This window comes from Kitasatospora putterlickiae (genome assembly GCF_039527695.1).
GTDB lineage: Bacteria > Actinomycetota > Actinomycetes > Streptomycetales > Streptomycetaceae > Kitasatospora > Kitasatospora putterlickiae.
Map to the genome: position 1 here is coordinate 22,237 of NZ_BAAAKJ010000152.1, position 14,017 is coordinate 36,253.

12 protein-coding genes and 1 pseudogene are annotated in these 14,017 nt (G+C 75.4%); 6 read left to right on the forward strand and 7 right to left on the reverse strand.

The features are described 5' to 3' along the window. The coding region (locus tag ABD308_RS15780) for a DJ-1/PfpI family protein (protein WP_344334004.1) at positions 1–335 on the reverse strand (335 nt) is incomplete at its 3' end. Between the two features lie 72 nt (positions 336–407). Between ABD308_RS15780 and ABD308_RS15785 the strand changes: the two genes are divergently transcribed. From ABD308_RS15785 to ABD308_RS15795, 3 genes are all read left to right on the forward strand, one after another. Then, the gene (locus ABD308_RS15785) at positions 408–1,040 is read left to right on the forward strand and encodes an HD domain-containing protein (protein WP_344334005.1); all 633 of its coding nucleotides are present in this window, start codon (positions 408–410) and stop codon (positions 1,038–1,040) included. Between the two features lie 189 nt (positions 1,041–1,229). Beyond that, the gene (locus tag ABD308_RS15790) at positions 1,230–2,294 is read left to right on the forward strand and encodes a hypothetical protein (RefSeq protein WP_344334007.1); all 1,065 of its coding nucleotides are present in this window, start codon (positions 1,230–1,232) and stop codon (positions 2,292–2,294) included. Continuing rightward, entirely contained in the window at positions 2,291–3,343 is a 1,053-nt protein-coding gene (locus ABD308_RS15795; protein ID WP_344334009.1) for a polysaccharide pyruvyl transferase family protein, read from the forward strand. Before ABD308_RS15790 ends, ABD308_RS15795 begins: the two co-directional genes overlap by 4 nt. Before the next feature lie 174 nt (positions 3,344–3,517). On the opposite strand, the gene ABD308_RS15800 is transcribed toward ABD308_RS15795, so the two are convergent. Genes ABD308_RS15800 through ABD308_RS15810 form a run of 3 tightly spaced genes read right to left on the reverse strand, consistent with a single transcriptional unit; the run spans position 3,518 to position 7,613 of the window. After that, positions 3,518–4,462: an ROK family protein gene (locus tag ABD308_RS15800; RefSeq protein ID WP_344334011.1), complete on the reverse strand. Its 945-nt coding sequence runs from the start codon at positions 4,460–4,462 to the stop codon at positions 3,518–3,520. Positions 4,463–4,464: 2 nt separating this feature from the next. Then, positions 4,465–6,588 carry a beta-galactosidase gene (locus ABD308_RS15805; RefSeq protein WP_344334013.1) on the reverse strand — a complete coding sequence of 708 codons (2,124 nt, stop codon included), beginning with the start codon at positions 6,586–6,588 and terminating at the stop codon, positions 4,465–4,467. Beyond that, positions 6,585–7,613, reverse strand: a complete 1,029-nt coding sequence (locus tag ABD308_RS15810; RefSeq protein ID WP_344334014.1) for a zinc-dependent alcohol dehydrogenase — start codon at positions 7,611–7,613, stop codon at positions 6,585–6,587. The genes ABD308_RS15805 and ABD308_RS15810 overlap by 4 nt, the downstream gene beginning before the upstream one ends. A 50-nt stretch (positions 7,614–7,663) precedes the next feature. On the opposite strand from ABD308_RS15810, the gene ABD308_RS15815 reads away from it, so the two are divergent. After that, positions 7,664–8,536 carry an SDR family oxidoreductase gene (locus ABD308_RS15815; protein WP_344334015.1) on the forward strand — a complete coding sequence of 291 codons (873 nt, stop codon included), beginning with the start codon at positions 7,664–7,666 and terminating at the stop codon, positions 8,534–8,536. Here the strand turns inward: ABD308_RS15815 and ABD308_RS15820 are convergent. The 3 genes from ABD308_RS15820 to ABD308_RS15830 are packed head-to-tail and all read right to left on the reverse strand — an operon-like array spanning position 8,533 to position 12,674. Next, a complete protein-coding gene (locus ABD308_RS15820; protein ID WP_344334017.1) occupies positions 8,533–9,783 on the reverse strand; it encodes a protein kinase family protein in 1,251 nt (416 codons plus the stop codon). The two genes, ABD308_RS15815 and ABD308_RS15820, sit on opposite strands and share 4 nt — an antisense overlap. Before the next feature lie 9 nt (positions 9,784–9,792). After that, entirely contained in the window at positions 9,793–10,701 is a 909-nt protein-coding gene (locus tag ABD308_RS15825; protein WP_344334019.1) for an inositol monophosphatase family protein, read from the reverse strand. Beyond that, positions 10,698–12,674, reverse strand: coding sequence for an aminotransferase class III-fold pyridoxal phosphate-dependent enzyme (locus ABD308_RS15830; protein ID WP_344334020.1), 1,977 nt, complete (start codon positions 12,672–12,674; stop codon positions 10,698–10,700). The genes ABD308_RS15825 and ABD308_RS15830 overlap by 4 nt, the downstream gene beginning before the upstream one ends. Positions 12,675–12,902: 228 nt before the next feature. Between ABD308_RS15830 and ABD308_RS15835 the strand changes: the two genes are divergently transcribed. Together ABD308_RS15835 and ABD308_RS15840 are read left to right on the forward strand one after the other, a co-directional pair. After that, the gene (locus ABD308_RS15835; RefSeq protein ID WP_344334022.1) at positions 12,903–13,799 is read left to right on the forward strand and encodes a PfkB family carbohydrate kinase; all 897 of its coding nucleotides are present in this window, start codon (positions 12,903–12,905) and stop codon (positions 13,797–13,799) included. Further along, positions 13,796–14,017 (forward strand): annotated as a pseudogene (locus ABD308_RS15840) (hypothetical protein); the annotation flags it as partial. The gene ABD308_RS15835 and the pseudogene ABD308_RS15840, both read left to right, overlap by 4 nt.

Genomic DNA, 14,017 nt, shown 5'->3' on the forward strand with positions numbered 1-14,017 from the left:
GCCGCCAGCGCGAACGCCCCCGTGCAGATGGACACCAGCCGAGCGCCGCGCGCGTGCGCCGCGCGGAGAGCCGACAGCACGGCGGCGGACGGCGGGACGTCCGGGGCCAGGTAGCCGGGGACGACGACGGTGTCGGCCTCCCGCAGCGCCTCCAGCCCGGCCGGCGCGGCGACGGTGAACCCGCCGCTGACCACCGGCCCGGCGGACGGATCCGTGCAGACGGTGACCCGGTAGTGCGGGTCGTACCCGAAGGTGTGCACCGGAATACCGAGGTCGAGCGGGAGGACCCCCGGAAGCGCCAGCACCGCGACCCGGTGCCCCTCAATGGCCGACATGGCACGATCCTAGCGGAACCCGGTCCGCGTGCCACTGTCCGGGGTGGGCGGCGGCTTCGTAGCCTGCGGGCCATGGACTTCTCACTCGATCTGCCGACCGGCCCGCTGGCCGAGGCCGCCCTCACCGCCGTCTTCACCTCCGAGGCCCGGCCGGTGGCCAACCACAGCGTGCGCAGCTTCCTCTTCGCCGAACTGCTCGCCGCCCACGAGGGGTGCCTGGAGGACGCCGACTACGACCGCGACCTGCTGTTCGCCGCGGCCGTCATGCACGATCTGGGCGCCGGCGACCTCGCCAAGGGCGAGGCCCGCTTCGAGGTGGAGGGCGCCGACCTGGCCGCCGGACTGCTGCGGCGCCACCACGTCCCCGAGGCCGACGTCGACCGGGTGTGGGAGGCGATCGCCCTGCACACCTCGCCCGGTCTCGCCGAGCGCCGCGGGCTGCTGTGCTACCTCACCCGCGGGGGCGTGGGCATCGACTTCGGGGTCAGGGCGGAGGTCGTCGCCGCGTGGGAGCCGCGGATCCACGCCGCCCATCCCCGCCTGGACATGGTGCGCTCCCTCGTCGACGCGATCGTGGAACGGGCCGCCCGGTCGGAGGCCGCCGCTCCCCACTACTCGCTCGGCGGCGGCCTGCTCCGCGAACGCCGGGCCCACGGCGTCACCGAACTGGAACGCGCCGCCGAGTCCTCGCCCTGGGGTCGCTAGCGACCTGGGCCGACCACCGGAGGCGGGCCCGCCTCCGGTNTGGCTGGCCCGCGCGGGTGGACACCGGGCGCGCGGGCGCGGCCGCGGACCGGCCGGACGGAGCGGGCCTGGTAGAAGCGGATGGTGAGCTGCCGCGAGGAAGTCGTCGTCGAGGATGTCAGGTGCGAGCCGTCCGCGCGCGGTCGGCGGTTGTCGGCCGCGGTCCGGTCCGGGACGCGACTGCCGTCGGCGCGGCTGCACTTCACCGTGCCCGAAGGAGAGGACGGGTGGCTGCCCGAGCGCGGCGACGCCTTCCTCGCCGCACTGCTGATGCCCGCGATGAGCCTCGGCGCGGACCTGGTGGTCGACGCCCCGGTGTCCGGCCGGCTGCTGCGGTCGGCGCGGACCGTGATGGAGGTCTACGCGGCCTGGTGGGAACGGCTTCGCGAGGTCCGGGTGACGGCGGGCGAGCCGGTCCGGGCGCGGCCCGGGCTCGACGCCACGGGGCTGTTCTTCACCCTGGGCGTGGACTCCTTCTACAGCCTGCTCAGGGACGGCGAGCACCGTACGGAGCCCGGCCACCGGCCGGTCACCGAGCTGCTGTTCGTGAACTTCGAGCAGCACACCGGGCCGGACCACGACCGGCTGCTCGACCGGGTCCGGCTGGTGGCCGGGCGCAGCGGCTGCCGGGCCGTCGTGGTGGAGACCAACCTGCGGACCCTCACCGCCCCGCTGGTCCGCTGGGAGGACTACCACGGAGCGGCGCTCGGCAGCACCGCGCTGGCCTTGCAGGGCCTGCTGGGCCGCTGCCTGATCGCGGCCGGCTTCGAGTACCGCCACCTGCCGCCGTACGGTTCCCACCCGGTGCTGGACCACCTGTGGTCCACCGAGGCGCTGGAGGTCGTGCACGACGGGGCCGACGCCACCAGGGCGCAGAAGGTGGCCCGCCGACTCGCCCGCTCCGAACTCGCGCTGGGGAACCTTGCGGTGTGCTGGCGCGACCGGCCCGGGCGCAACTGCGGGGCCTGCGAGAAGTGCCTGCGGACCATGGTCGCCCTCGAACTCGCGGGCGTCCTCCCGCGCTGCGCGACGCTGCCCGGCGTGCTCGACCTGGAGCGGCTGCGCACCGTCCCGATGGGCTCGGCGGACGCCCGCGACGCCATGCGCGAGGTCGGCCTGGACGCCGGCGCCCGGGGCCGCCCCGATCTCGCGGAGGCGGCCGCGCTGGCGGCGGACCGGTACGGGCCGGTGCCCCCGGCGGCGGTGGCGCGGTGAGCGGGCTCGGCCGGTGGGCCGGAAACCGACGTCAACTCGGCGAGATCCTCGGCGAGTTGATCGAGCCGTCGACGCGCTGCGCGCTGCTGGGCTTCCCGTACTACGCCAACGTCGGTGACAGCGCCATCTGGCTGGGGGCGCGCGCGCTGCTGGCCGAACTGGGCGCCGAGGTCGTCTACACCGCCGACCACCACGACTTCTGCCCGGCGACGCTCGCCAAGCGGCTGCCGAGCGGCACCATCCTGCTCACCGGCGGCGGCAACCTGGGCGACCTGTGGCCGAGCCACCAGCGGATGCGCGAACGGGTGATCGGCGCCTTCCCCCGGCACCGGATCATCCAGCTGCCGCAGTCCGTGCACTTCGGCGACCCGGCCGGCCTCGAACGGGCCCGGGCCGTCTTCGACGCGCACCCCGACCTGATCCTGCTGCTGCGGGACGAGCCGAGCCTGCGCACGGCCCGCCGGGCCTTCCGCGCCCCCTCCGCGCTCGCCCCGGACTGCGCCTTCGGGATGACCGGCCTGCCCCGCCTCGGGCAACCCGAGCGGCGGATCCTGTGGCTCCGACGCGGTGACCACGAGTCGGCCGCCCCCGGCGAGCCGCCCCCGGACGCCGAGGTGCACCGGACGGACTGGACCGCGCAGGAGGGCGCCGACGCGAGCTGGACCGCCGAGACCCAGACCGTCCGGCGGCGGATCGAGAAGGCCTCGGCCGAGGTCGGGGGGAAGGCGGGCGACAGGGCGGCGGCCGAGCTCGCCGACGCCCAGGACCGCCACGCCGAACTCCAGCTCCAGCGCGGCTGCCGGCTGCTGGGCAGCGCCTCGGCGGTGGTCACCGACCGGCTGCACGGCCACCTGCTGAGCCTGCTGCTCGGCCTGCCGCACGTCGTGGTCGACGACCGGCACGGCAAGATCAGCGGCTACTGGCACACCTGGGGTCACGACCGCCACCGGTCCGTCGCCCGGCGGGCACCGGACGCCGAGGAGGCGCTGCGGACGGCCGCCGCGCTGCTCACCGACCCGGCCACGCCCCGGCCGGCCCGCAGCCGCTGAACAGTCGGCCCTAGGGCTTGTCTGACAATTCCCGCCGCGCGCACGACGCCGGGCATCCCGCCTGGACGCACCGCCGAATCGTCCAAGTACGTCCAGTACGAGGACGTTCCGGCGGCACGCCCAGCCGGGCGCCCGACGCCGCGCGCTGATGCGACGCGAATTGTCAGACAAGCCCTAACGCGAGCGGTCGATCGCCAGCAGCGCCGCGCCGATCGCGCCCGCGTCCCCGGCGAAGCGGGCGGCCAGCAGTGGCACGGGGGGCCGGTCGCCGGGTGCGTAGAGCCGGTCGGCGAACGAGGCGCGCGCCGGTGCGAGCAGCAGGTCCCCCGCCGTGACCGGACCGCCTCCGACGATCATCACGGCGGGGTCGAACACATTGGCCAGGGCGGCCAGGCCGACGCCGGTGAGCGTGCCCACCCGCTCCAGGATCCCGCGGGCCCGCCGGTCGCCGCGCACCGCGGCCTCGGTGACGGCCTGGCCGGGGTCCGTCCCGCCCTCGCCGAGCAGGCCGGCCAGCGGGGACGCCGGGTGCGCCGCCGCCTCCCGCCGCCCGCGCCTGCCGATGGCGGCGCCGGACGCCGTCTCACCCCAGCAGCCGCGGTTGCCGCACTCGCACAGCGGGCCCCGGGGCTCGACGATCAGGTGGCTGGCCTCGGCGGCGAAGCCGTGCGCGCCGTGCAGCAGCCGCCCGTCGGCCACCACGCCGCACCCCAGGCCCGTGCCCAGCGTCACCAGCACCAGGTTCTCGTACCCCCGTCCCGCGCCGAGCCGGTACTCGGCCCAGGCGGCGGCGTTGGCGTCGTTGTCGGTCACCACCGGCAGTCCCACGGCGTCCGCGATCAGGTCCCGCAGCGGCGCTCGCGCGAACCCCAGCCCGGGGGCGAAGGCCAGCGCCCCGGTCCGGGCGTCGACCATCCCCGGCAATCCGACGCCGACCGCGACGGCCCGCTTGCCGCGCACCCGCGCCACCAGCGCGGCGATCGCGGCGACCAGCCCGTCCGCCGAGCCGTGCGGCGTGGCGCGGCGGGCCCGCGCCGACACGGTGCCGTCGGCCGTCACCCGCACCGCCGCGATCTTGGTGCCGCCGACGTCGACGCCGACCGCCTCGGCCGGGCTCACGCTCACGGCCCTACCGGCAGGAACACCCGGGCCTCGCCGCGCGCCGCCGAGGTCCGCACCGCGAAGCCGTCCGGCCCGCCGACGGCGGACAGGTCGCACGGCCGGTCGGTGCTCAGCAGATCGCCTGCCACCTGGACCCTGACCGGGAGCCGGGCGCCGGTCCGCTCGTTCAGCCCCTTCACGTAGCACGCGCCGAGCCGGCCGTGCGCCAGGTGGACGACGGCGCACCCGCCCCCGACCAGGTCGACGCTGACGGAGTGTTCCCCGCACGCGGTGCGGGCCCGGACCGGGGCGTCCGCGCGGTTGAAGAGGAAGACCAGCGCCTCCTCGGGGTCCGCGGTGGTCCGGCGCAGTTCGAGCCACGGCCCCGGTCTGGCCCGCACGGCTGTGCCGGGGCCGCCGCCGGCCAGCCAGTGCTCGACGGCCGCTCCGACCGGCCGCCCGTCGAGGGCCACGACAGCGGTCCAGTGCCGCCGCACCGCGTCCGCCAGCTCCGTACAAGGGGTCAACCGCTCGTCCAGCGAGGGCGGTTCACCGACCAGGAGCAGCGGGCCGCCCCGCTCGGCGAACGCGGCGAGGCGCCGCTGGAGGGCCCGTTCCATGAAGCGGCCCGCCACCGCGACCAGCGGCCCCGCCGCCGGGTCGAGGGCCGTTCGGCCGGTGAGCTCCGTCAGCCGGAAGGGCAGGCCGCGCCGCAGGCAGTGGGCGGCGAAGGGCACCAGGGTGCGGTCGGCCGAGGGCACCGGCCGGTCGCCGTTCCGCGCCCAGTCCCACGCGCCGATCGCCGCGTAGGGCGGGTGGACGCCCCAGCGCACGCCGGGCTCCGGGCGGGAGAGGGCCAGCACGTCCTGCCGCCCGGCCAGGAAGTGGGTGAGCACCCGCAGCGCGGCGAAGGCCGGGCCGGGACGGGCGTCGAGCCCGATCGGGGCGCCGTCCCCGTACGGCGGCTCGAACGGGACGGTGTCACCGGCCGTCCCGGCCGGCCAGGCGCGGTCGACCGCGAGGTGCGGGCCCCAGCCCTCGGTGGCGCAGGCCGGGTAGACGCTGACGCCGGTCGCCCCGCAGGCGACGCCGAGCAGGGTGTGGTGGACCGGCACCACCGGGAAGGCGCAGCCCGGGTCCGCCCAGCGAAGTCCCCAGTTCTCCTCGATGTTGGGGCCCGGTCCGGCCTTGGCCGCCAGGACGTAGTGGACCAGCGCCTCCTCGTCCACGAGCACGTCACCCGTCCAGCTGGTGTAGGCGCGCGGCGGCGCGGCCGGCGCGCCGATCCGGTTCCTGGCCAGCCAGGCGTCATGGCGTCCGGCCGCCCGGCCGGGGACGCGGTCGGCCCTGGCCGGCGGCGCACAGCTGGTGAACACGGGCACCTGCGGCCCGAGCGCCTCGGCCCAGTCCGCCAGTCCGGCGGCGAGCGACTCGGCCGACCAGTGGCCCCAACCGACCTGGGAGCGCAGCCCGTCGGCGGACGGCCGGTCCTCCACCCGGGTGGGCGGCCGCACGCCGGGGGCGAACCGGGCGAAGCCGTCGACACCCGGCGGCGAGTAGTCGAGGGCGTCGATCGGCAGGGCGCTCTCACCGTAGTGGCCCTCGTTGCCGATCTGGGCGGCGACGACCGGTCCGCGCGGGTGCGCGTACGGGCGCAGGAACCGGCCGACGGCGCGCAGCCAGTCCGTCGCGTCGGCACGGAAGGCCGGGTCCAGGGCCGAGGGCAGCGGGTACTGCCGGCAGCGCAGCGCCGCGCCGTCGGCGGACCGGGCGGCGGGCCGGCGCGGATCGAGCGCGGGGCTGATCCGGTCCGGCAGTCCGCCGTAGGGCAGTTCGGCGTGGACGAAGGGGCCGGGCTTCGGCACGGCGAGCAGCCCGGTGGCCGCGACCAGGTCCAGGAAGCCGCCCAGATCGCGGTTGCCGTCGCCGTCGAAGCACCACCGCCGCCGCCCGTCGTCCCCGGTGATCTCGTGGTGCCGCCAGGGGACGTAGCAGGTCACCACCTCGATGCCGGCCTCGCGCATCGCCGCCAGCTTGGCCGCCCAGCGGCCGGGGCGGTCCCGGTAGTAGGGGTACTCGCCGGTGATCAGGAAGCGGGGCCGCCCGTCCAGACAGAGCGTGCCGTCCACGAAACGGGGTTTCACGGCGCGACGCCCTCGTCGGTGGTGAGCAGGACCTTCATCGCGCTGTACCCGCCGGTCGCCGGGGCGGCCGGTGCGACGGCCAGCATCGCGAGGGCCTCGGCGTACCGTTCGAGCGGCAGGACGTGGGTCACCAGGTCCTCCAGCGGCAGTTCCCGGGCGAGGTCCACCGCCAGCGCGAAGTCCGCCGGCCGGTACGGTCCCGCCCCCACCAGCCGGATCCCCCTGGTCACCAGGGACCGCAGCGGGACGGTGGCGACGCCGGCCTCCTTCTCGCCCATCACCACGACGGTGCCGCCGTCCGCCATCGCGCCGAGCACGTCCCCCGGCAGCGCCCCGGTGGTGTCGATGGCCACATCGGGCCGGCCCGCCCCCGCCGCCTCCTCCGCCGTCAGCACCCGGACCGCGCGCGGCAGCAGCAGCCGGGCGAGCGCCACCCGGCCCTGATCGCGTTCGGCGAGGGTGACCCTGGCGCCGCGCCGGGCCAGCACCAGCGCGCACAGCGCCCCGATCGGACCGGCGCCGACCACCAGCACCCGGTCGTCCCAGCGCGGCCGGGCCGCCGCCAGGTTGTTCAGCACGCAGGCGAGCGGTTCCACCAGGGCGCCGCGCCGGTAGGACACCGAGGCGGGCAGCCGGTGCACGAAGCGCTCGGGCACGACGGCGTAGTCGGCCATCGTGCCGTCCCGGTCGACGCCGACCTCCCGGCCCGCCTTCGCCCCGCAGTGGGCGGGCAGCCCGCGACGGCAGAGGCGGCAGCGGTCGCAGTGGTACGTCGGGTTGATCACCACCCGGTCGCCCGGCGCCACGGAGCCGACGCCGGCCCCGGCCCCGGCCACCGCGCCGACCGCCTCGTGCCCCAGCACCACGCCCCGCCGGGCGGGGTACTCCCCCAGCAGGATCGCCCGGTCCGTGCCGCAGATGCCGGTGGCCGCCACCCTGACCAGGACCTCGTCCGGCGCGAAGGAGGGGACCGCGCGGTCGTGGATCCCGGGCCGGCCCACGTCCTCGAACACGACGGCCTTCATGCGCAGCCTCCCACCGGATGGTTCACCAACGGTCGCATAGGGTGTCCGGTATGACCCAGTTCTGGCGGCCGAGCGGGTGGGCGGCACCACCCTCGGGCCCCCGCTTGCGGATCCTGCTGCTCGGCGCCTCGGGGTTCGTCGGCGGCGGGCTGTGGAGCCGGCTGGCGGAGCGTCACGAGGTCGTCGGCACCTACGCCACCCGGCCGCTCCCGGGGATGGTCCGGCTGGACCTGCGGGACGAGCCCCGGCTGGCCGCGCTCGCGGCCGACGGCTTCGACCTCGTCGTCCACGCGGCCGGACTGGTCCCCCTGGAGGCCGCCGAGGCCGACCCGGCCCTGGCCCACCGGCTCAACGTCCGCCCGGTCGAGGTCCTGCTGGACGCCGTGCGCGGCTCGGCCACCAGGCTGCTCCTGCTCTCCAGCGACAACGTCTTCGACGGCACCCGCCCCCGGTACACCGAGGACGACGCCCGCGCCCCGGTCAACGTCTACGGGCGGACCAAGACGGCGGCCGAGGACCTGCTGCTCGCCGAGGGCGGGCACCTGGTCGTGCGGATCCCCCTGGTCTTCGGGCGCGGCCCGTGGGCGAACACCTTCCTGGCCCGGCTGTCCGGGCCGACCACCGTCGCCCGCACCGATCTGGTCTGCGCCCCCGTCTACCTGCCCTCCCTCGGCCCCGCCCTGGCCCGGCTCTGGGACCGCACGGGCGTCGTGCACTACGGCGGCGCCGACGTGGTGACCCGCTTCGAGCTGATGTCCCGGGTCCAGCGCGCCCTCGACCTGCCCACCCGGGTGACGCCCGCCCAGGAGGCGGACACCCCTTCCGCCTGCCGCCGCCCGCCACGGCTGGTGCTGCGCAGCACCCGGCACGGCCTGCTGGGCCCCGGCCTGGACGAAGCGCTCGCGCACCTGGCCACCGGTTAGGGCAGCTGGTCGGTGACCAGGGCGAGGTGGCGCTCGGCGTCCACGTCCCCGGGGCGGCCGAGCCGGGCGGCGAGGTCGTTGATCAGCAGGGTGCCCAGCAGGTAGTGGCCGAGGGCGAGTTCGGCGGGCGTGGAGTCGCGTCCGTCCAGGTCGGGTTTGGGCTTGCGGTCCGAGAGCCGGCAAGGGGCCTCCGCCAGGACGTGCAGGTCGTGGGTGAGCAGCAGGCGCTCGCGCCAGGCCGGGTCGTCGTGGAACAGGGCGGACAGGCCCTGGTGGGAGGCCAGGTGGGGCAGGAAGCGGTGGATCGCCGCGCGGTAGCCCGGGTACACCGGCCGGCGGAAGCCGACCCGGTAATCGTGCCGCGAGCCGCGCACCGAGAAGCCCGTGCGGAGCGCGGGGTCCCAGACGGTGAGGCTGAACAGCGTCTTCGCCAGGTCGTAGACCGGGTCCCAGGGCTCGACGGAGCCGCGAGGGTCGATCAGCTTGAAGTCCGCCGCCGCCGCGTCGGGGCGGGCGGACAGCAGCACGTTGCGGGTGTTGGCGTCCCCGTGGGCGGGGGCCATCAGCCGGGCGGGCGCCAGCCGCTCCAGCCGGTCCGCCAGCCGGCCCGTCAGCCGTTCCAGGACCAGCCGCGGGGCCTCGCAGGGCACGCCGTTGACGGTGAGCCGCCCGGCGTTCATCAGGTCCGCCGGCAGGGCGCGGGCCAGCGCGGGCAGCCGCCGCAGGAACCGGCCGACGACGACGTCCGCCAGGTGGCCGGCCGGGGCGGGGTGGGAGCGCACGGCGTAGCCGTCCAGGACCAGCGCCTGGACCAGGGCCGTGTGGCGGTGGAAGAACTCCCCGACGCCCTGCGCCGACGCCCGCAGGGGCGCCGCCAGGTCCGCCGAGTCGTAGAACGGCGTGGTGCAGGCCGACCAGCCGTCACCGTCGAGGACGTGCGCGACCGGCAGGTAGTGCGCCGCCAGCCGCGGGGCCAGGGTGTGCAGCAGCTCGATCTGGTGGGTCTTGCGGCGGAAGGACACCAGGTCGTGGCCGTCCACCGCGCCGGGCGCGGGCACCAGGACCTTGACGGCCAGCTCCTCCCCGGCGGCGGTGGTGGCCCGGTGGACCCGGGCCGGTGAGCCGCCGTCCAGGATCTCCTCCCCGACCGTCAGGCCGAGGGTGTCGGCGACGGCCGCCAGGGCCGCCCGCCCGGTCCACCCGCCGGGTGGTGGGGCGGCGGCGACGCGTCGGTGGTCGGTCGGCACGGCCGCCGCCTACCAGCGGATCGAGTCGATCAGCGCCGCGTGCAGTCGCGGCGTGCAGGCGGCGATGCAGGAGCGCTGGTTCAGCGGGCCGATGTCCAGCAGCAGGGTGTCGTGCAGGGGTTTGCCGTAGGCGTCCGTGATGACGACCCCGGCGCGTTCGGCCAGATACACCGAGGCCGCGATGTCGTACGGGAACAGGTGCAGCACGCTCCCGTGGCCGACCCGGCGGAAGTCCGCCTCGGTCTCGGGGCGGTCGCGCAGCAGCCGGTTGCCGATGTCGACGTAGGCGTCCATCTGTCCGGTGATGATCCGTGAGATGGAGAAGGAGGCGCTGTTGAACACGTACACGCCGCCGGTGTTGGCCGAGGCGTCGATCAGGTGGCCGTAGGCCCCGGTCATCAGCTCGGCCGGGTGGCCGTTGAACTCCAGCGACCAGAACATCCGCCCGGGGTCGGTGGTGGCGGAGAGCCGGGGCACCGGGACGGGGTAGCCGCCGGACTCGATCCCGGTCCCGTCGGCGTCGGCGTACAGCCAGTTGCCGGTCTTGATCTCCTGGAGCATCGCGTACCGGATGTCGCCGATGACGGGCGCCTCGCTGAAGGGGGCCGCGGCGATCGAGACGCAGGCCATCTCCAGGTCGGCGGCGGCGCCCCGGGTGCCGTCGATCGGGTCGATGATCAGCACGTGTCCGGGCGCGCGGCCGATGGTGCGCAGCCCCTCGCTCTCGGTGTAGACGGCCACCGGCTCGCCGCGCTCCCGCAGGAAGTCCCAGGCGGCGCGTTCGGCGAGCACGTCGACCGGGAACTCGGCGTCCCCGCCCTTGGCGGTCCCCGCCTCGTAGCGGCTGCCGACCTGGTTCAGTCCCTCGCGCACGGCCGTCCGGATCCGCCCGGACAGCTCCTGGACGAGGCCCCTCATGAGACCGAGAGGAAGAGTCGTTCCAACAGGTCGCACATCTCGTCCGCCTCCTGACGGGTCATGATCAGCGCCGGGCGGACCTTCAGCACGTTGCCGTGCCCGTACAGCGAGGTCCGCAGCAGCAGTCCGTGGTCCATGCCGAGTTCGGCGAGGTGGTTGGTGAGCCGGGGGTCGGGGCGGCCGTCGCGGTCCACGACGTCGATGCCGATCATCAGCCCGACGCCGCGGACCTCCTGGACGAACGGCACCCTGGCGGCCAGGTCGCGCAGCCGGCCGAGCACGTACGCGCCGACGTCGCGGACGTTCTCCAGGAAGCCGGGGCGGCCGATGATCTCCAGCGTCTTCAGGGCGGCCGCGGCGGCCAGCACGTTGCCGCCGAAGGTGGAGTTGATGTGGTGGCCCTCGACCCCGGTCAGCCGCTCCTCGGTCAGGATGCCGGCGATGGGCATGCCCGCGCCGCCGAGGCCCTTGCCGAAGGTCATCATGTGCGGGGCGACGCCGAAGTGGTCGGCGGCGAACATCCGGCCGGTGCGCCCGAAGCCGGTCTGGATCTCGTCGAAGACCAGCACGATGCCGCGTTCCTCGCACAGCTTCTTGAGCGCCTCCAGGTAGCCGTCCGGCGGGATGACGTTGCCGCCGTTGCCGCTGATCGGCTCCAGCACCACGCAGGCCACCCGGCCGGTGCTGGCGTAGTCGATGAAGTCGTTGATCCGCTCGACGCACAGCAGGCCGCAGGTGGCCCGCTCCTGCCGGTAGAAGCAGCGCAGGCAGTGCGGGTCGGGGACGTGCACCACGCCGGGCAGGTGCGAGGGGAAGGGGGTGCGCCGGAAGGCCGCGCCGGAGGCGCCGATCATGCCGAGGGTCTGGCCGAGGTGGCCGCGGAAGAGCGTGACCACGTCGGACTTCCCGGTGTGCACCTGCGCGATCTTGACGGCGCTCTCGTTGGCGTCGGAGCCGCTGGCCGACTTCAGGTGCACCCGGGTGAGGTTCGCCGGCGAGACCTCGGCCAGCTTGGCCACCAGCGCGTTCAGCGGCTCGGTCTGGAACTTGGAGGTGACGTGGATGAGCCGGCCGGCCTGTTCGCGGACCACCTCCACGATCTCGGGGTGGGCGTAGCCGAGGCTCAGGTTGAACGTCCCCGAGGAGCAGTCGAGGAAGCGCCGCCCGTCGTCGGCGTAGAGGTGGACGCCCTCGCCGCCGACCACCCGCAGGTCGTCCGGCAGGTAGTAGTAGTGCTGGAGCGCGGCGGCGGCGTCCCCGCCGGGCGGGGACTTCGGTGCGGCGGCGGCGCGCGCCGCGGGACTGGCCTGTCGCATCGGCTTTCCTCCGATAATTCCTGGCAGATCGACCTGCTCGAACGATTCGAATCGCAGATCCGCCTCATGGAGATCGAGTGCGGCGGTCATCGAGTTGGGAATCGCGACGCACCGGATTCCGGCGCGTTTCGCGGCCCGTACGCCGCTGGGCGAATCCTCGAACGCCACCGCGCGCTCGGCGGGAATTCCCAGCGAGGCCAGTGCCGCGACATAGAGGTTCGGTTCCGGTTTCGCGCTGGCGCGGTCCCCGTCGGCGCATTGCACGGTGCTCCACCCGTCGGCGAGACCGCATTGCCGGGCGTAGCGGGTCACCCATTCCCGGGTCGAGTTGCTGACGATGCCCCGGGAGATGCCGAGGGCGTCGACGGCGCCCAGCACCCGGTGCACGCCGGGCCTGCCGCTCAGCCCGCCGAGCAGCCGCCGCTGCCGGCGGTGGACCCGTTCCTGCAGCTCGCGGCGGTCCACCGTGCAACCGGTGACCCGTTCGAGCTGCGTCCACAGATCGGATCCGATGGTGCCGACGAGCGACGACCACACCTCGGCCGGGAGCCGGTGGCCGAATTCCAGGAAGGTCTCCGCATGGGCGCGGAATATCTCGGCCTCCGGATCCCACAGCGTCCCGTCGAAATCGAAGAGAATCGCGTCTACGTCCTTCACGGACACCTCCCACGTACACCAACGCCGAGTGGCGGAGGGGCCGCGCGGCCGGCGGTCAGTGCACGGAGCCAGGGCACCAGGGGTCCATCATGGCTTAGCCCCGCCGGGCCCGCCATTCATGGTTCGTCAACGTACCCACGACAGGCGTAGGAAACCGTGCGCGCACGGGAGGACGGTGCTCGACTGGGAGGGGGGCCGGCGAAGGACCGGAGCGAGAACCGAGGAACCATGGACGCAGACATCCGCCCCGCCGCGACGGCGGCTCCCCGGCGCGGGACACGCCCCCGGGTCGCGGTGGTCGGCCACGTCGAATGGACCACGATCGCGGGTCTGGACCAGGTGCCCGCCGCCGGCGAGGTGATCCACGCGGACCCGCTCTGGCAGGGCCCGGCCGGCGGCGGCGCGGTCGCGGCCGTGCGGCTGGCCGAACTGACCGGCGGCTGCGCCTTCTTCACCGCCCTCGGCGACGACCACGCCGGACGCCGCTCGCGGGCCGAGCTCGAACGCCGCGGCGTCCGGGTGCTGGCCGCGGCCCGGCCGGGACCCACCCGCACGGCCGTCAGCCTGGTCGACCGTTCCGGTGAACGCACCACCGTCACCCTGGGCGAACGCCTGCAACCGGCCGCGGCCGACCCCTTCGACTGGGAGCGGCTGGCCTCCTTCGACGCGGTGTTCTTCACCGCCGGGGACGCCGCCGTGCTGCGCCGGGCCCGGCGGGCCGGGGTGCTGGTGGTGACGGCGCGCGAGTTCACCACCGTGCGGGAGTCCGGCGTCCGGGTCGACGCCCTGGTGGGCAGCGCCTGCGACCCGGCCGAGCGTTGCGACCCGGCGCTGCTGCGCCGCCCGCCGGACCTGGTGGTCAGCACCGAGGGCCGGCACGGCGGGGTGTTCACCCGCTGCGGCCGGCCCCCTCGGCGCTACCGGCCCGCCCACGCGCCGGGCCCGCTGGTGGACACCTACGGCGTCGGGGACAACTTCGCGGCCGTCCTCACCTACGCGCTCGCCACCGGCTCGGCCCCGGCCGAGGCGCTGGACCTCGCCGCCCGGCACGGCGCCGACTGCACCGCGCGGCGCGGCCCGTTCGCGGCCGGTCCGGCCCCCGACCGACGGGCGGTCAGGGTGTGAAACGCCTCCTCCTGCTGTGGGACATCGACGGCACGCTGATCGACGGCGACCACGTCTGCGCGGCGGTCTACCCGGACGCCTTCGAACGCCTCACCGGCCGCCCCGCGCTGCACCGCGTCACCACCGCCGGCCGGACCGAACCGGACATCATGGCCGAGCTGTTCGCCCGGCACGGCGTCGACGGGGTCGACCCGGACCGGGTCGCCGAGGTGCTCGAC

Coding starts and splice junctions, on each gene's coding strand:
- ABD308_RS15835 (WP_344334022.1), top strand. CDS start 12,903: ATGGACGCAGACATCCGCCCCGCCGCGACGGCGGCTCCCCGGCGCGGG.
- ABD308_RS15825 (WP_344334019.1), bottom strand. CDS start 10,701: ATGAGGGGCCTCGTCCAGGAGCTGTCCGGGCGGATCCGGACGGCCGTG.
- ABD308_RS15815 (WP_344334015.1), top strand. CDS start 7,664: ATGACCCAGTTCTGGCGGCCGAGCGGGTGGGCGGCACCACCCTCGGGC.
- ABD308_RS15785 (WP_344334005.1), top strand. CDS start 408: ATGGACTTCTCACTCGATCTGCCGACCGGCCCGCTGGCCGAGGCCGCC.
- ABD308_RS15810 (WP_344334014.1), bottom strand. CDS start 7,613: ATGAAGGCCGTCGTGTTCGAGGACGTGGGCCGGCCCGGGATCCACGAC.